The following is a 15162-nucleotide window of genomic DNA, read 5'->3' as shown; positions in this document are numbered from 1 at the left end:
CGGCGGGGGCGGGGAGCCCGCCCCCGCCCCCGCCGCCGGTGCTCCCCTACCGGTAGGACTCCCGCCGTCAGGCGAAGAAGCCCTGACCGGGGGTGAGGATGTTGTTCGGGTCGTACTTCTTCTTGGCGTTCACGAAGCCGGCCCAGCGGTTGCCGAAGTGCTTCTTCCAGTCCGCGTTCGTCATCGGGATCGAGCCCACCAGGTAGCGCTTGGCGCCCAGGCCCACCGCGATGTCGTACAGCCGGCGGTTCTGGTCGATCATGCCCTGGATGTTGGGCTCGCCCGGGTTGGGGAAGCGCAGCAGGTCGAAGAGGTAGACCACGGACTCGTTGGGCATCATCGCCAGCGGCCGCTTCAACTTCGAGGTGTAGAACGGGTAGAAGAGCAGGAACCCGCCGCCCAGCGAGCTCGCGTCCAGCTCCTGCTCCACCCGCTTCATGAACTGCTTGGTCTTCGACGCGGGGAGGAACATGCTCAGCCACGGCTTGGGCGTGTACCAGTGGCCGCCCTCCTTCAGGACCGCCTCGTAGCCGTCGAGCCGGAACATGTAGTCCCGGAACGGCACGTCCTCGATGATCGCGTCCGCCCGTACGTCCCGCAGGTCGCACAGGAGCTTCGCGCGGTCCGGCGGGGTCGTGTTGTAGGTGGCGCCGACCTCCAGCTTGTAGCGCCAGCCCGAACCGTCCGGCTTCTGCAGCATCTCGCCCGCGTGGACCTGGAAGCGGCCGTCGGCCAGGACCTTCTCCGAGTCCGCGAGGTACGTCGCCACGTCCGCGTAGAACAGGCTGAAGATGACCGAGCGCTTCGGCGCCGGGATCAGCTTGACGGTGGCCCGGACGATGATGCCGACCTGGCCGCCGCCCGACAGCGCCGCGTTGAACAGCTCCGGTCGCACCTGCGCCGTCGCGGTGACCAGCTTGCCGTCACCGGTGACGATGTCGATGGACTGGACGGTGTCGCACAGCAGGCCGTACCGCTGCACGGTGCCGCCGATCCCGCCGATGCTGATGGTTCCGCCGACCGAGATGTACAGGTAGTCGGGGAGCGCCGGCGGGGTCTTGCCGACCTTGAGGGTCGCGTCGGTCAGCTGCCCCCAGGTCACACCGGCCTCGACCACCGCGGTGTCGGAGCCGATCGACAGGATCCGCGAGATGCCCTTGGCGTCGATGGAGATGCCGCCCGGGACGCGGGCCTGGCCGTACACCGAGTGCGACTCGATGTCGTTGCCCGTGCCGCCCTGACCGTTCACGGCGAGCTTGATGCCGTGGGTCCGGGCGTAGTTGACGATCGTGACGATGTCGTCCACGCCGGCGGGCCGCAGGACGGCCCACGGCTTGCTCGCGGCGCCGTCGAAGAGGTGCCCGAAGTCGTGGCCGAAGCCCTCGACCGTCGCGGGCGCCGTCTCCAGGGTCCCGACCAGCCCCGGCACCGGGACGACGTCGGTGTTCCCGGCGGCCTCGGCGGCCGTGGCCCAGGTCTGGGACACGGCGTTCCAGCCGACGACAGCGACCGCCGTGGTGGCGATCCCGCCGAGGACCCGGCGGCGGGACGGCTGGGCGGCGCTGCCCGCGGCGTCTGTGTGGGTGCTGCTCATCTGCCTACGTCTCCTACTGGTGAGGTACCGGCTTGGTGCTGCGTACCTGGGATGCGAGCTCGTACTCGCTCAGGTCGAGGCGCTTGGTGCCCCGGCGGAAGCGCCAGGTGTAGGTCGGGAAGATGGAGGTGTTGCGGCCGCTCTCGTCGAGGTACCAGCTCTTGCAGCCACCCGACATCCACACGGTGCCGTCGAGGTGCTTGTCGAGCTTCAGGTTGTAGGCGTCCTGCGCCTCCTGGCGGACCTCGATGCTCGACAGGCCGTGCTTCTGCGCCTGTTGGAGCGAGTCCACGACGTACTGGACCTGCGCCTCGATCATCACGGTCTGCGAGGAGTGGCCGAGCGCCGTGTTCGGGCCCAGCATCATGAACAGGTTCGGGAAGCCCGCGATGGTGGTGCCGCGGTGCGCGGACATGCCGTCCTTCCACGCCTCGCGCAGCTGGACGCCGCCGCGGCCCCAGATCTGTCGCGCGACCGGCCGGTCGGTGGCCCGGAAGCCGGTGCCGAGGATGATGGTGTCGACCTCGCGCTCGACGCCGTCCGTCCCGACGATGGAGTTCGCCCGGACCTCCGCGATGCCCTCGGTGACGATCTCCACGTTGGGCTGCTGGATCGCCGGGTACCAGGTGTTGGAGAACAGCAGCCGCTTGCAGGCCACCAGGTAGTCCGGGGTCAGGCGCTTGCGCAGCGCCTCGTCCGGCACCGACTTCTCCAGGTGGTCGCTCGCCATCTTCTGGACCTTCTCGGCGAGCTTGGGCCGCTTCCAGAAGAAGGCCAGGATCTCCCGGCCCCACATGTTGAAGCCCCGCCGGAACTGCTGGTAGCCGGGGAGCGAGCGGAGCATCTTGGTGTGCAGCTCGCTGTTGGCCTTGTCGGGCTTGGGGCCGATCCACGCGGGCGTGCGCTGGTAGAGGTCCAGCTGGCCGACCTCGGGCTGGATCGCCGGCACGAACTGGATCGCCGAGGCGCCCGTACCGATGACGGCGACGCGCCGGCCGGTCAGGTCGTGCTCGTGGTCCCAGCGCGAGGAGTGGAAGACCTTGCCCTGGAAGTCCGACAGCCCCTTGATGTCCGGCACGGCCGCCTCGCTGAGGTAGCCCGTGCCCGTCACCAGGAACTGCGCGGTGTAGTCGCCCTGCGAGGTCTCGATCTTCCAGTGCCGCTCGCCCTCGTCCCAGCGGGCGGCCAGCAGCTCGTGCTGGAACCGGATGTGCGGACGGACGCCGAAACGGTCGGCGGTGTCGCGCAGGTAGGCGTACAGCTCGTCCCGGGACGCGAACGTCGACTTCCAGTTCGGGTTCCGGGCGAACGAGAACGAGTACAGGTGGGACATGACGTCGCACGCACAACCCGGATAGCTGTTGTCGCGCCAGGTGCCACCGACCTCATCGGCCCGTTCGAACACCAGGAAGTCGTCGATGCCCGACTGCAGCAGCCGGACGGCGGTACCCAGGCCCGAGAACCCGGTACCGATGACGGCGACCCGCAGGTGGCGGGTCGGCCCGCGGCCCTTGGCGGCCGCCTCGGTCGTCGGGCGGGCTCCGCCGTCCTTGGCCGGTTCGAGAATGCTCGTCACGTCGGCCTCCTAGCGGCGCGTGATGGTCACGCGGAAGTTGTTGAAGAACTTGTCCTCGAGGGTGTACGCGAAGATGTCGAGGTAGCGCTCGAAGCGGGCCACGACCTCCTCGCCCTCCAGGGCGACGGCCTCGTCCCGGCGCTCGGCGAGCAGCACCAGCCAGGCGCGGCAGGCCATCGCGAAGGACTCGCGCTCGTTCACGATCTCGTCGATCTCGAAGAGGCCCTCGGCGCCCGCGGCCAGCTCGTGCAGGTGCGGGATGTGGCAGTCCTTGAACTCGGACCGCTGCAGGAACTTCAGGTCGTCCAGCAGCGCGCGGTTCATCGGCAGCGCCTCGGCCGTCATGGTGTGCAGCACGAACTTCGCACCCGGCTTCAGGGTGTTCGCGACCTGCTGGAAGAAGTACCGGTAGCGCTTGGTGCGCTCCTTCGGCGGCAGCGCCGAGGAGACGAAGTGCTCCAGCGCGTTGATGCAGAACGCCGCGTCGTACTTCTCGCTGTCGTCGGCGACCTTGTAGTCGGCCCAGCTCTCGACCAGCGTGGTGATCCGCGGGTTCTTCAGCCCGTCGATGAAGGCTTCCTGGGTGCGCGACAGGGTCAGGCCGACGGCCTGCTCCGCGCCGTGCACGGTGGTGAGGCGGTTGAGCATGGTGCCCCAGCCGCAGCCGATGTCCAGCACGCGCTGGGCGGCGCCGGCGCGGACGCCCGCCAGTTCCGCGAACTTGTCGAGCTTGCGCTCCTGCGCCTCGTCGAGGGTGGCGACGAGGTCCTCGCCGTCCTCCCAGTAGCCACCGGAGTACATCATCGTGGGGCCCAGCAGCAGCCGGTAGAAATCGTTGCTGACCTCGTAGTGGTGCCTGATCGCATCGACCTCGGGGTCCACCGACTTGGGGGCGACCGTTGTCATCTGATCCTCATTCCTGGCTGTCCGGGGCTGTCCGGCGGGGCCCTGGCTGTCCGGCGGGGCCGTCCGATCTGAATTCGCGTCCGAGGAAACCCGATGACGCGCAAGGCGTGCGCAACACGGTCAGAATCCGCTGGAAGAAGGGGGTGGGAAGGCGGCGGGAAGGGGCCGGGGAGAGGCTGGGGAGGGGCTGGGGAGGGGCTGGGAAGGCGGAGCCGGAAAGCCGTGTTGCGCCTTCCTTGCGGGCCCGGGGTTTTCATCGCTGTCGAAAACACCGACGCACTGCCGAGTTGCACTGCCGAGAGAGGACCGACCCCATGTCGCTGCCCACCATCGAAGAACTGGCGAGCCAGCTCGAGGCCGTTTCGGGTGCCGCAGAGGTCAGCCCCGACGCCCCGCTCCAGCACATCGCGGACGTCGACTCGCTGGACCTGATGGAGTGGCTGTACGGATTCCAGACCACCTACCCGCACATCCCGGCCGACGAGTCGCTCTTCGCGGACCTCGACGACACGACGACGCTGCGCGATGTCTACGCGAAGATCGTCGAGCTCGTCCCGGCGCAGGCGTAACAAGGGACGAGGGGAACCACGTGACCGGCTTCGACATCACCGGGTGGGGCATCTCCGTACCCGAGCGCGTCGTCACCAGTGCGGAACTCGCGGAACGCTTCGGCGTGGACGAGCACTGGGTCGTCAGCCGCTGCGGCATCCGTGAGCGGCGGGCGGTCGACCCGGGGCAGACGACCGTCTCCCTGGCCGTCGAGGCCGGCCGGCGCGCCCTGGACAAGGCGGGCCTCACCGGCGCCGACATCGCCCACCTCATCGTCGCCACGGCGACGCCCGAACAGCCGTCCCCGGCGACCTCCGCGTTCGTCCACCACGAACTCGGGATCGCCGGGAGCGCGCACGACGTCAACTCGGAGTGCGCGGGATTCGTCTACGGACTCGTCTCCGCGATGGCCCTCATCGGGATCGACCCGCGGCCGATCCTGCTGATCGGCTCCGACACCCACACCCTGACGGCCAATCCGGCCGACCGGGACCTGTCCATCCTCGTCGGCGACGGCGCGGGCGCGGTCGTCATCGTGCCCGGCCCGGAGAACCGGGTGAAGGCCTGGAACCTGGGCGCCGACGGCTCGTGCACCGGATCCCTCAAGGTGCTCGCGGGCGGCAGCCGGATGCCGACCACGGCGGAGACCGTCGCGGCGGGCCTGCACTACGCGCAGATCAACGGCAACGAGATCTACCTCAACGCCGTCCGCTACACCGTCCGCACGGTGCGCGAGACGCTGGAGAGCGCCAAGGTGGACGCGGCCGACGTGGACCACGTGGTGCCGCACCAGGCCAACATCCGGATCATCAACTCGATCATGTCCCACACCGGGCTGCGCCAGGAGGCGCTGATCACCAACCTCCAGAAGTACGGGAACACGGCTTCCGGCTCGATTCCGATCGCGCTGGCGGAGGCCCTCGACGAGGGCCGGATCAAGGCCGGTGACAAGGTCCTGCTGGCCGGGTTCGGCGCCGGTATGACATGGGGTTCGATCCTGATGGAATGGGGCGGTGCGGCAGCATGAGCAACAAGAGTGCGGGCCAGCGGCCCGAGTCCCCGGTCGCGCTCGTCACCGGCGCCTCGGGCGGCCTCGGCCAGGCGCTGGCGCTGGAGCTGGACGCCCTGGGCTGTCGGGTCGCGGTGCACTACAACAGCTCGCGCGACGCGGCGCTGGCGGTGCAGGAGAAGCTGACCAACCCGTCCGTCCTGGTCACCGGTGACGTCGGCTCGTGGGAGACGGTCCAGGGGATCTACGCGGAGATCTCCGCGGGGCTCGGACCCGTCGACGTGCTCGTCAACAACGGGGCCATCCGCAAGGACGGCCTCATGGCGATGCAGAACCCGACGGACTGGGCGCAGGTCATCCAGACCAACCTGATCGGGTCCTTCCACACGGCCCGGGCCTCGGTCCCGGCCATGCTGCGCCAGCGGTGGGGCCGGGTGATCAACATCGTCTCCCCGTCGGGCATCATCGCGACGGCCGGGCAGACGGCGTACTCGGCGTCCAAGGCCGGCCTGATCGGCTTCACCCGCACGCTCGCGTCGGAGTGCGGCCGGCGCGGCGTCACCGTGAACGCGCTGTCCCCGGGATTCATGATCACGGGGATGACGAAGGACCTCCCGGACCGGGTGATCGAGGGCATGGAGGACAAGGCCCCCATCCCGCGGTTCGTGACGGTCGAGGAGGTCGCGCGCAGCGCCGGTCTGTTCCTGGACCAGGACTGCATGACCGGCCAGGTCATCAGCATCGACAGCGGTGTGTCCATCACCTGAGCCACCGCCCGCCGCGCCCCGCCGCGCCCTGCTCCACCCCGTTCCAGCCCGCTCCACCTCGAACGGCCCCGGCCCCCGCCCCCCAGGGAGGCCGGGGCCGTTCGGCGTTCCCTCGTGGCGGTCGGTCGTGGGGGGCCGGGGCAGCGTGAGGACCCGGGGGCAGCCGTGGGCACCCGTGGGGGAGACCCCCGCGGGTGCCCACGGACGTGCCCCGGCTAGGCCGCCGGGCTCGTCACCGTCGACGCTGACGCTGACGCTGACGCCGACGGCGCGGCTGGCGCGGACGGCCCGGCCGCCGACGTCGGGTGCGTCACGCAGCCGTGGTCCGAGAGGGAGCACGGCTGCGGGCCCGCCGCCCGGTCCACCTCGAACATGCCCATCAGGAAGGGGTCCAGGACCGCGAACGGCCGCGCCGCGGGCCGCGGCTCCGGCGTGCGCAGCAGATCCAGGTAGGCCGCCTCCGTCTCCGGCGCCGGGTCTATCCCCAGCTCCTCCGCCAGCACCTCGCGCAGCTGCTGGTAGCTGCGCAGCGCCTCCGCGCGGTTGCCCGCCCGGGTGTGCGCCGCCATCCGGCAGCGGTACGCGCTCTCGCGGAACGGAGCCCGCCGCACCGCCTCCTCGGCGTACCGCAGGGCGTGGTGCTGGTCGCCCAGCGCCGACGAGGACAGGCTGGCCGTCTCCAGCGCCTTGAGCCGCAGCTCCTCCAGCTGCTCGCGCACCGCGTTGACCCAGTCCCCCTCGTGCGAGGGCAGGAACGAGCCGCGCAGGTTCGAGACGGCCCCCGCGGCGAGCTGCTGGGCCACCGCGTAGGCCCCCTCCGCGTACGCCTCGGCCGCCTCCGCCACCGCCGTCTCCGCGCACTCCACGTCCACGGCGGCGTCCTGCGGTATGCGCAGGACGTACCGGCCGCCCTGCGCGATCAGGGGCGTCACACCGGGCTGGTCCTGCGGGGTGGTGACGAAGGTCCGTACCCGGCTCACGACGCTGCGCAGCGCCGAGGCCCAGGTGTCGGGCAGCCCCTCCGGCCATACGGTCTCGGCCAGTTGGTCACGCTCGGTGCCTCCCGTCCGTTCGAGGAGGAGCCGGGCGAACGCCACCTGCGCCTGGGCGCTGGAGAGGTGCTGCGGTGGGGCTCCGTCCGGCTCGATCGTGACGAGACCTACGAGTCTGATCAGCACTATGCACTCTCCGAAACGGTCGACTTCCGGCCGTGTCCCCCTGGTTCGCGTGCGGTTCTGAAGATACCTGCGGGCCTTCTCCGTGTGTCAACAGAGCCCGGCAAACATTCCTTCGCGAATGAAATGCCAGGTCGAAGTGGGGTGGAAGCTCCGGGCCCGGGAATTCGAGACCCACTGGCGGAGTACTGGAATCCCGCCCGCGAAACGGCTGGAGCGCCGCTCGCGCGAGACTAACGCCCGGCTCGCATAACGCTGTTGCGTCGCCATTGCGCCGTCGCGGGTTAATGGAATTGCACTAGAGCCCAGCCGGAAGAACGGCGGGGCACCGATGGAGTTCCGGGTCCGCCGGACGATCACGACGAGGAGAAGAACGTGAACGCATCCGCCGCCTGGGACCGTCTGGAGCCGAAGCTGGCGTACTTCAGGGACCGCGTAGCGTCGCTGGAGTACGAGCCCAACCGCAAGAACAGCTTCGTCGCCTACACGGTGGAGCGGGACTCGGCCTACGCGGACCAGGACGGCCAGCGGCTGCTGATGATGTCCGGCTACAGCTACCTCGGCCTCGCCGGGGACGAGCGGGTGGTTTCGGCCGCCAAGGCCGCCGTGGACCGCTACGGCACCGGCAACCACGGGGTCCGCGCCCTGGCCGGCTCCACCCCTCTGCACGAGGAACTGGAGGTGGAGGTCGCCCGGTTCGCCGGCCGCGAGAAGGCCCTCGTCTTCGGCTCCGGCTACGCGGCCAACGTCGGCACCGTCGGCGCCATCGTCGGCCCCGGCGACACCGTCTTCATCGACAAGTACGACCACGCCAGCATCGTCGACGGCTGCAAGCTCTCCGGAGCCACCGTCACCCGCTTCCGCCACAACGACGTGGCGCACCTGGAGCGCCGCCTGGCCGCCGCCCCCGACACCGGGGTCCGCCTGGTCATCGTCGACAGCGTCTATTCCATGGACGGCGACATCGCCCCCCTCGTGGAGCTGCGCAAGGTCTGCGACGCCCACAACGCGCTGCTGATGGTCGACGAGGCCCACGCGCTCGGTGTCATCGGCGCCACCGGCAAGGGCATCGAGGAGCACTTCGACTACGAGGTGAAGGTCGACATCAAGCTCGGCACCCTCTCCAAGGCCATCCCCTCCATGGGCGGTTGGGTCGCGGGCTCCGCCGAACTCGTCCACCACCTGAAGTACGCCGCCCGCCCCTTCCTCTTCTCCGCCGCCCTCGGGCCGGCCCAGGCCGCGGCCGCGCTGGAGTCCCTGCGGGTGCTCCAACGCGAGCCGGAGCGGGTCGAGTTCATCCAGCAGGAGTCGGCGCGCTTCCGCGGCATGCTGCACGACGCGGGGATGAGCACCGTCGACAGCGAGACCGCCGTCGTCCCGATCATCGCCGGATCCGACGAGGCCGCCTACGACTACGCGACCACCTGCCGCAAGAACGGGGTCATCGGGCTCCCCGTGGTCACCCCGGCGGTCCCCAACGACCTGGCCCGGCTGCGGATCGCCATCACCGCCGCCCACACCAAGGCGGACATCGACTTCGCGGCCGAGGCCTTCATCAAGTCCGCCCGCGAGTGCCGGATCATCTGACCCGCCTCGGACCACCCCCACCCCTTCCGTCCCCACGCCACCGAGGAGAGACATGCCTGGATCGTCCAGGGGCAGTTCGGCGCAGCCGCCCGTCGCCATCACCGGCATGGGCGTGGTCACCCCCGGCGGGTGCACCCCGGACGAGTTGTGGAGCACGCTGCGGACCGGCCGGTCCACCGCGGCCGAGCTGACCCACTTCGACCTCAGCCGCCACCGGGTCCGCATCGGCTGCCGCGTCCGCGGCCTGGAGGAGCTGGCGGGGCTGGTCCCCGCCAAGGAAGCCCGCCGGATGGACCCCTTCGCCCACTACGGCACGGTCGCCGCCCTCGCCGCCCACCGCGACGCCGGATCACCCACCGCCGAGGCCGGCCGCACCGCCATCGTCGTCGGCAATGCCGTCGGCGGCCGTGCCACCAGCGACCTGGAATCCGCCCACTACACCGAGGCCGGCCCGGCCCGGGTCAACCCGCTCATGCCCCTGATGACCATGCCCAACGCGGCGGCCGCCCAGATCGCCATCCGGCTCGGCTGGACCGGCCCCGCCCTCACCGTCGCCAACACCTGCGCCAGCGGCGCCGACGCCATCGGCCACGCCCTGATGCTGCTCCAGACCGGCCGCGCCGACCTCGTCATCGCCGGGGGCTGCGAGCACACGCTCACCCCGGTCACCCTGGCCGGCTTCGGCAACCTCAACGCCGTCTCGCTGCGCAACGACGACCCCGAGCACGCCTCGCGCCCCTTCGACGTGGACCGCGACGGCTTCGTGATGGGGGAGGGCGCCGGCTTCGTCGTCCTGGAACGCCTCGACGACGCCCGGGCCCGCGGGGCGAGGACGTACGGGCTGGTGGCCGGGTACGCCGCCACCGCCGACGCCCACCACCTGGCGATGCCGCTGCCCGACGGCGCCGGAGCCGCCGCCGCCATGGCCGGGGCCATCGCCGACGCGGGCCTCGACCCCACCGACATCGTGCACGTCAACGCGCACGGCACCTCCACCCCCTACAACGACCGCTCCGAGGCCGCCGCCCTGACCAAGGTGTTCGGCACCGCGCAGCCCCCCGTCACCGCGCCCAAGTCCGTCATCGGCCACCTCATCGGCGCCGCGGGCGCCGTCGAACTCATCGCCACCGTGCAGGCCATGCGGCACCGCGAGGTGCCGCCCACCGCCAACCTCGAACAGTTGGAGCCTGGAATGGACATCGACGTCGTCCACGGCGCGCCCCGCGCCGTCCCGTCGGGGCCCGCGATCACGAACTCCTTCGGGTTCGGCGGCCACAACTCCTCCGTGGTGGTGACGCCGGTATGACGCTCCTCGCCCTGCCCGCCCCCGTGCGGACCCTGACCGTCACCGAGGCCGACGTCACCGGCTACCGGGCCGCCGCCCGCCCGGGCCTGGCCCCCGCGGCCCCCGGACAGTCCTCGCCCGTCCACCCCTTCGTCCTCGCCCACACCGTCGCCGAACAGACCGTGGCGGAGCTGACCGCCGCCGAACCGGGCCCGGTCTCCGTGGTCCACCTCGGCCAGGACATCCGCGTCCTGCGCCCGGTCCGCCCCGGCGAGGAGGTCACCGTACGGCTGGAGGTCCTCGGGATCCGCAAGGAGGCGCGCGGCGCCCGGATCGCCCTGCGGGTCCGGCTGACCGGGCAGGGCGAGGGGCGGACCGGACCGGAGCCCTTCGCCGAACTGGTCATCTCCGCCCTGCTGGTGGGCGCCACCCTGCTGGAGCCCTTCGGCGACATCGCCGGCGGCTCCCCGGCCCCCACCCCGCTCGGCGCGGGCCCGCCGCAGACCGTGACGCACGAACTGACCACCGACCGGATCCGTACCTACGCCCACGCCTCCGGCGACCTCAACCCCATCCACCTCGACCCGGAAGCCGCCCGCGCGGCCGGCTTCGACACGGTCATCGCCCACGGCATGAGCGTGGTCGCCCTCGCCGTCGAGGAGGCCGTGGACCGCTTCGCCGACGGCGACGCGAGCCGGGTGCGCGGCCTCGGCTGCCGCTTCTCGGCCCCCGTGCCCCCCGGCGTCCCGCTGGACATCGTCCTGCAGCCCGACGCCGAGGCCCGGGTCGTCCGCTTCACCTGCAAGACCCCCACGGGCGCGGCCGTCAAGAGCGGCTGGGTCGAGATCGCGGGGCCGAACCCGGCCGCGCCGCCGGTACCTGAAGGAGGTGACCTGCCGTGAGCAGCCAGCACAGCCCCGCGAGCAATCAGCACAGCCCCGCCCCCGGCCTCGTCGCCGGATTCCTGACCCAGGTCCACGACCGGCCGCACGCCACCGCCCTCGTCTTCAACGGGGCCGAGACCACCTACCGCGAGCTGTACGACCTCGCCGGCCGCGAACGCGACCGCCTCGCGCGCCTCGCCCTCGCCCCCGGCGAGCCGGTCGGCGTCCTCGCCGACAAGTCCCCGGCCACCGTCGCCCTCGTGCTGGCCGCCCTGCTGGCCCGCCGCCCGGTGATGCTGCCGTCCCCGGCCCTCGCGGACACCCTGCTCGCCGACCTCTTCGCCCAGGCCGGGTGCCGCCACGTCCTCGCCCCCGGCGGGGAGGCCGCCCGGGTGGTCCCCAACCCGGACGTGGCGGCCCAGCCGCTGCCCCCGCAGGAGGCCGCCGAGGTGGCCTTCATGCTCACCACCTCCGGCTCCACCAGCCTGCCGAAGATCGTCCCGCTGGGCCGGGACGAGGTGGACCGGTTCGTCGCCTGGGCCGGCGCCGCCTTCGAGATCGGCCCCGACCGGACCGTCCTCAACTACGCCCCCCTCAACTTCGACCTGTGCCTGCTGGACGTGTGGACCACGCTGGCCCGCGGCGCCAGGGCCGTCCTGGTCGACCCCGCCCTCGCCGCCCACGGCCGCCACCTGCGCGACCTGGTCGACCGGCACGAGGTGCACGTCGTACAGGCCGTGCCCATGGCCTTCGGACTGCTCCAGGACGCGGCCGCCAAGACGGGCTTCACCTTCGAGACCGTCGAGCACGTGATGTTCACCGGCGACGCCATCGCGGACCGCACCCTGGCCGCCCTGCCGACGCTCTTCCCCAAGGCCCGCATCCACAACATCTACGGGTGCACCGAGACCAACGACAGCTTCATCCACGAGATCGACACGTCCGCCGCTCCCTTCCCGCCCGTCCCCATCGGCCGCCCGCTCCCCGGGGTGCACGCCCTGGTCCTGGACCCGGTCACCGGCGCGGTCGTCGAAGGCGCCGGAAGCGGGGAGCTGTACGTCTCCACCCCCTTCCAGACCCGCGGCTACCTCGACCGCACCCGGCACGCCGACAAGTTCACCGGCCACCCGCTCGGCCTGGACGACCGCCGCTGGTTCCGCAGCGGAGACCTCGTACGGCGCGACGCCGAGGGCACCCTGCACCTGACCGGACGCACCGACTTCCAGGTCAAGGTGCGCGGGGTCGCCGTCAACACCGCCGAGATCGAGCGGGTCCTCCAGGAACACCCCGAGGTCCAGGAAGTGGGCGTGAGCGCCCTGCCCGACCCGATCGCGGGCAAGAAGCTCGTCGCCGCGGTCCAGCGGGTCCCCGGATCCACCCTCGGCGTCCTCGCCCTGCGCGCGCACTGCGCCCGGCACCTGCCCAGGAACGCCGTCCCGACGCAGCTCACGCTCACCGACGAGCCACTGCCGAAGACGGCCACCGGAAAGGTCGACCGCAAGGCGCTCGACCGCCTCACCCCCATCACTCCCGCCAACGCCGTCACCCCGGTCACACCCGTCACCGAGGCCGTCGCCGCCCCTCTCGCCGAAGGAATCCCGTCATGAGCAACGTCGACACCATCAAGAACTTCGTCATCACCGAGTTCCTCCCGGGCACCGCCCCCACCGAGCTGGCCGTCGACCACGACCTCCTCAACGACGGGGTCATCGACAGCCTCGGCGTCCTCAAGCTGATCGCCTGGGTCGAGGACCGCTTCGAGCTGGCGGTCGGCGACGCCGACCTCGACCCGAACAACTTCCGCAGCGTGGAGGCGATCGACCACTTCATCGCCGACGCCCGCGCGGCGGCCTGAGCCAACCACCGAGAAGGATGAGGGAGGGGGAGCGACCGTGCACGAGGCACTCACCGGCCTGCTGGAACAGCAGGCACCGATCGGGCGCGAGACCTGGGGTTCCTGGTGGGACCAGCTGGCCGAAGGCGGCCTCGACACCGCGCAGGTCGTCGGCCTGCTGGCCTCGCTGACCAGCCGGCTCCCCGACCACGACACCCTGCGCCACCTGCTCGACTCGCTCGCCGAGCGCCGTCCGCCGACGACGGTGACGGGCCCCTGGGAGGGCACCGTCAACGTCGTCGGGACCGGCGGCGGCCCCCGGACCTTCAACATCTCCACCGCCTCGGCCTTCGTCGCCGCGGCGGCCGGGGTGAAGGTGGTCAAGACCGGCTCCCGCGCCTACACCAGCTCGCTCGGCTCCGTCGACCTGCTGGAACGGCTCGGGGTCCGCCTCACCTCCTCCTACGCCCAGACCGAGGACACCCTCGCCGAGTACGGGATCGCCTTCGCCGGGCCCTTCGTCTACCCGGCGCAGCTGACCCGGCTGGCGCGCACCGTGGCCCCGCTGAGCATGAAGCCCTTCGGGCGCTTCCTGAACGCGCTGGGGCCCTTCCTCGCCGACCTCCCGGTGGCCGCCCAGATCACCGGGGTCTCCGCCGCCGCACCGCTGGAGACCCTGCGCCGGCTGGCCGCGTCCACCCTCACCCGGCGGATCTGGCTCACCGCGAACGACACCGGGGCGGACGAGCTGCTGCCCTTCGCCACCAACACCGTCTACGGGGAGCGTGCCATGACCCGGATCATCAGGCCCGGCGAACTCGCCCCGGGCGACGGCTCCTTCGGGGACCTACGGCCGGTGGCCGACCCGGCCGACGCCGTCTCGCACTTCCTCTCCGTGCTCTCCGGCACGGCGGGGGCGGTGGCCAGCCGTACGGTCGCCCTCGGGGCCGCGGCCCTGCTGGTGGCCGAGGGCACCCGCCGCGACTGGCCCTCCGCGGTCGCCCTGGCCCAGGGCGCGATCCTCTCGGGCGCCGCCCGGGAGCTGGCCGAGCGGATGGCCGCGGCCCCCAAGCCGGCTCCGGCGCAGCGCACCCGGGCGGTGTCCCGTGCCTGAGACCACGCCTCCCGCGCTGCTTCCCGCGCCCTTCTTCCCGGGGCGCCGGACCCCCGACGGCGCCCCCGGGCTCGCCCTCTTCCTCAACGCGGGCGACCCGCCGCTCCCGGTCCTGCGCGACCTCGTCCTGATGCTGGACGAGGAGGGCGTGGACTGCCTCGAACTGGCCGTGCCCTTCCCGGACTCGGTCACCGACGGCCCCGTCATCCGGCGCTCCGCGCGCCGGGCGCTGGAGCGGGGCGGGGCGGCCCTGGACGACGTACTCGCCTTCGTGGCGGACGTACGGCCGCGGCTGAACCACACCCGGATCGCCCTGCTCACCGACTGGAGGTACTCCCTCGGGGACCGCGACCTCGGCGCCGTCACCCGAGAGATCGCCGCGTCGGGCGCGGACGGACTCCTCGTCCACGCCCTGCCGCCCCGGCTCCGTGCGGAGCACCTGGAGTCGGCCGCCGCGGCCGGACTCCCGGTGGTGACCACCTGCTACACGCAGAGCCCCGCCGACACCCGGGCGCAGGCGGCGGCCGCCGCCTCGGCCTACCTCTACCTCGTCGCCCACTACGGGCGCAGCGGCACGGCCCCCGCCACCGGGCACGCCGCGCTCGCCCACACCGTGACCGCACTGCGGGCGCACACCGAAGCCCCGATCGCCGTCGGCTTCGGGGTCAACACCCGCCAGGACGTGGCGGCCGTCGGGGCCAGTGGCGCCGACGCCGCGATCATCGGCTCGGCCGCTGTGGCCGCCGTGGAACGGGCCCAGCAGGACGGGCGCGACGTGCCCACGGCCTTCCGCGAGTTCGTCCGCTCGGTCCTGCCGACCACCTGACCTTTCCGACCCGCCTGACCCGCCTGACCTGCACGCCCGTACGGCTCGTACCACTC

Annotated in this window: 14 protein-coding genes; 10 read left to right on the top strand and 4 right to left on the bottom strand. The window is 71.8% G+C overall.

From position 1 onward, the window contains the following. Positions 1–67: 67 nt before the first annotated feature. The 3 genes from ACIQWR_RS32785 to ACIQWR_RS32775 are packed head-to-tail and all read right to left on the bottom strand — an operon-like array spanning position 68 to position 4076. Positions 68–1594, bottom strand: a complete 1527-nt coding sequence (locus ACIQWR_RS32785) for an FAD-binding protein (protein ID WP_404017129.1) — start codon at positions 1592–1594, stop codon at positions 68–70. A 13-nt stretch (positions 1595–1607) separates the two neighbouring features. After that, entirely contained in the window at positions 1608–3170 is a 1563-nt protein-coding gene (locus ACIQWR_RS32780; RefSeq protein WP_404017126.1) for a flavin-containing monooxygenase, read from the bottom strand. 9 nt (positions 3171–3179) lie between these two features. Further along, positions 3180–4076, bottom strand: a complete 897-nt coding sequence (locus tag ACIQWR_RS32775) for a class I SAM-dependent methyltransferase (RefSeq protein ID WP_385776400.1) — start codon at positions 4074–4076, stop codon at positions 3180–3182. A gap of 314 nt (positions 4077–4390) precedes the next feature. On the opposite strand from ACIQWR_RS32775, the gene ACIQWR_RS32770 reads away from it, so the two are divergent. The 3 genes from ACIQWR_RS32770 to ACIQWR_RS32760 are packed head-to-tail and all read left to right on the top strand — an operon-like array spanning position 4391 to position 6401. Next, entirely contained in the window at positions 4391–4645 is a 255-nt protein-coding gene (locus tag ACIQWR_RS32770; protein WP_351050936.1) for a hypothetical protein, read from the top strand. A gap of 20 nt (positions 4646–4665) precedes the next feature. Next, complete coding sequence (locus ACIQWR_RS32765; protein WP_399268031.1) at positions 4666–5652, top strand: 3-oxoacyl-ACP synthase III family protein; 987 nt, start codon at positions 4666–4668, stop codon at positions 5650–5652. After that, complete coding sequence (locus ACIQWR_RS32760; protein ID WP_399268033.1) at positions 5649–6401, top strand: SDR family NAD(P)-dependent oxidoreductase; 753 nt, start codon at positions 5649–5651, stop codon at positions 6399–6401. The genes ACIQWR_RS32765 and ACIQWR_RS32760 overlap by 4 nt, the downstream gene beginning before the upstream one ends. Before the next feature lie 215 nt (positions 6402–6616). Here the strand turns inward: ACIQWR_RS32760 and ACIQWR_RS32755 are convergent, their stop codons facing one another. Beyond that, positions 6617–7579 (bottom strand): BTAD domain-containing putative transcriptional regulator, encoded by a 963-nt coding sequence (locus ACIQWR_RS32755; protein ID WP_404017122.1) that lies wholly within the window; start codon positions 7577–7579, stop codon positions 6617–6619. Positions 7580–7951: 372 nt separating this feature from the next. Here ACIQWR_RS32755 and ACIQWR_RS32750 point away from each other — a divergent pair, with 372 nt between their 5' ends. The 7 genes from ACIQWR_RS32750 to trpA are packed head-to-tail and all read left to right on the top strand — an operon-like array spanning position 7952 to position 15106. Then, complete coding sequence (locus ACIQWR_RS32750) at positions 7952–9163, top strand: aminotransferase class I/II-fold pyridoxal phosphate-dependent enzyme (protein WP_399268037.1); 1212 nt, start codon at positions 7952–7954, stop codon at positions 9161–9163. A 52-nt stretch (positions 9164–9215) separates the two neighbouring features. Beyond that, a complete protein-coding gene (locus ACIQWR_RS32745; RefSeq protein WP_385776410.1) occupies positions 9216–10469 on the top strand; it encodes a beta-ketoacyl-[acyl-carrier-protein] synthase family protein in 1254 nt (417 codons plus the stop codon). Continuing rightward, entirely contained in the window at positions 10466–11350 is an 885-nt protein-coding gene (locus tag ACIQWR_RS32740; RefSeq protein WP_404017118.1) for a MaoC/PaaZ C-terminal domain-containing protein, read from the top strand. The genes ACIQWR_RS32745 and ACIQWR_RS32740 overlap by 4 nt, the downstream gene beginning before the upstream one ends. After that, the gene (locus tag ACIQWR_RS32735; protein WP_404017115.1) at positions 11347–12939 is read left to right on the top strand and encodes an AMP-binding protein; all 1593 of its coding nucleotides are present in this window, start codon (positions 11347–11349) and stop codon (positions 12937–12939) included. The genes ACIQWR_RS32740 and ACIQWR_RS32735 overlap by 4 nt, the downstream gene beginning before the upstream one ends. Then, entirely contained in the window at positions 12936–13187 is a 252-nt protein-coding gene (locus tag ACIQWR_RS32730) for a phosphopantetheine-binding protein (RefSeq protein WP_330335466.1), read from the top strand. Before ACIQWR_RS32735 ends, ACIQWR_RS32730 begins: the two co-directional genes overlap by 4 nt. Before the next feature lie 37 nt (positions 13188–13224). Continuing rightward, positions 13225–14280: a hypothetical protein gene (locus ACIQWR_RS32725; RefSeq protein WP_404017112.1), complete on the top strand. Its 1056-nt coding sequence runs from the start codon at positions 13225–13227 to the stop codon at positions 14278–14280. Further along, positions 14273–15106 carry a tryptophan synthase subunit alpha gene (trpA, locus tag ACIQWR_RS32720; protein ID WP_404017109.1) on the top strand — a complete coding sequence of 278 codons (834 nt, stop codon included), beginning with the start codon at positions 14273–14275 and terminating at the stop codon, positions 15104–15106. The genes ACIQWR_RS32725 and trpA overlap by 8 nt, the downstream gene beginning before the upstream one ends. Positions 15107–15162: the final 56 nt, after the last annotated feature.

This window comes from Streptomyces sp. NPDC098789 (assembly GCF_044759975.1).
Lineage (GTDB): Bacteria > Actinomycetota > Actinomycetes > Streptomycetales > Streptomycetaceae > Streptomyces.
The sequence above is the reverse complement of the archived record's forward strand: the minus strand, read 5'-3'. Positions and strand labels throughout refer to the sequence as shown.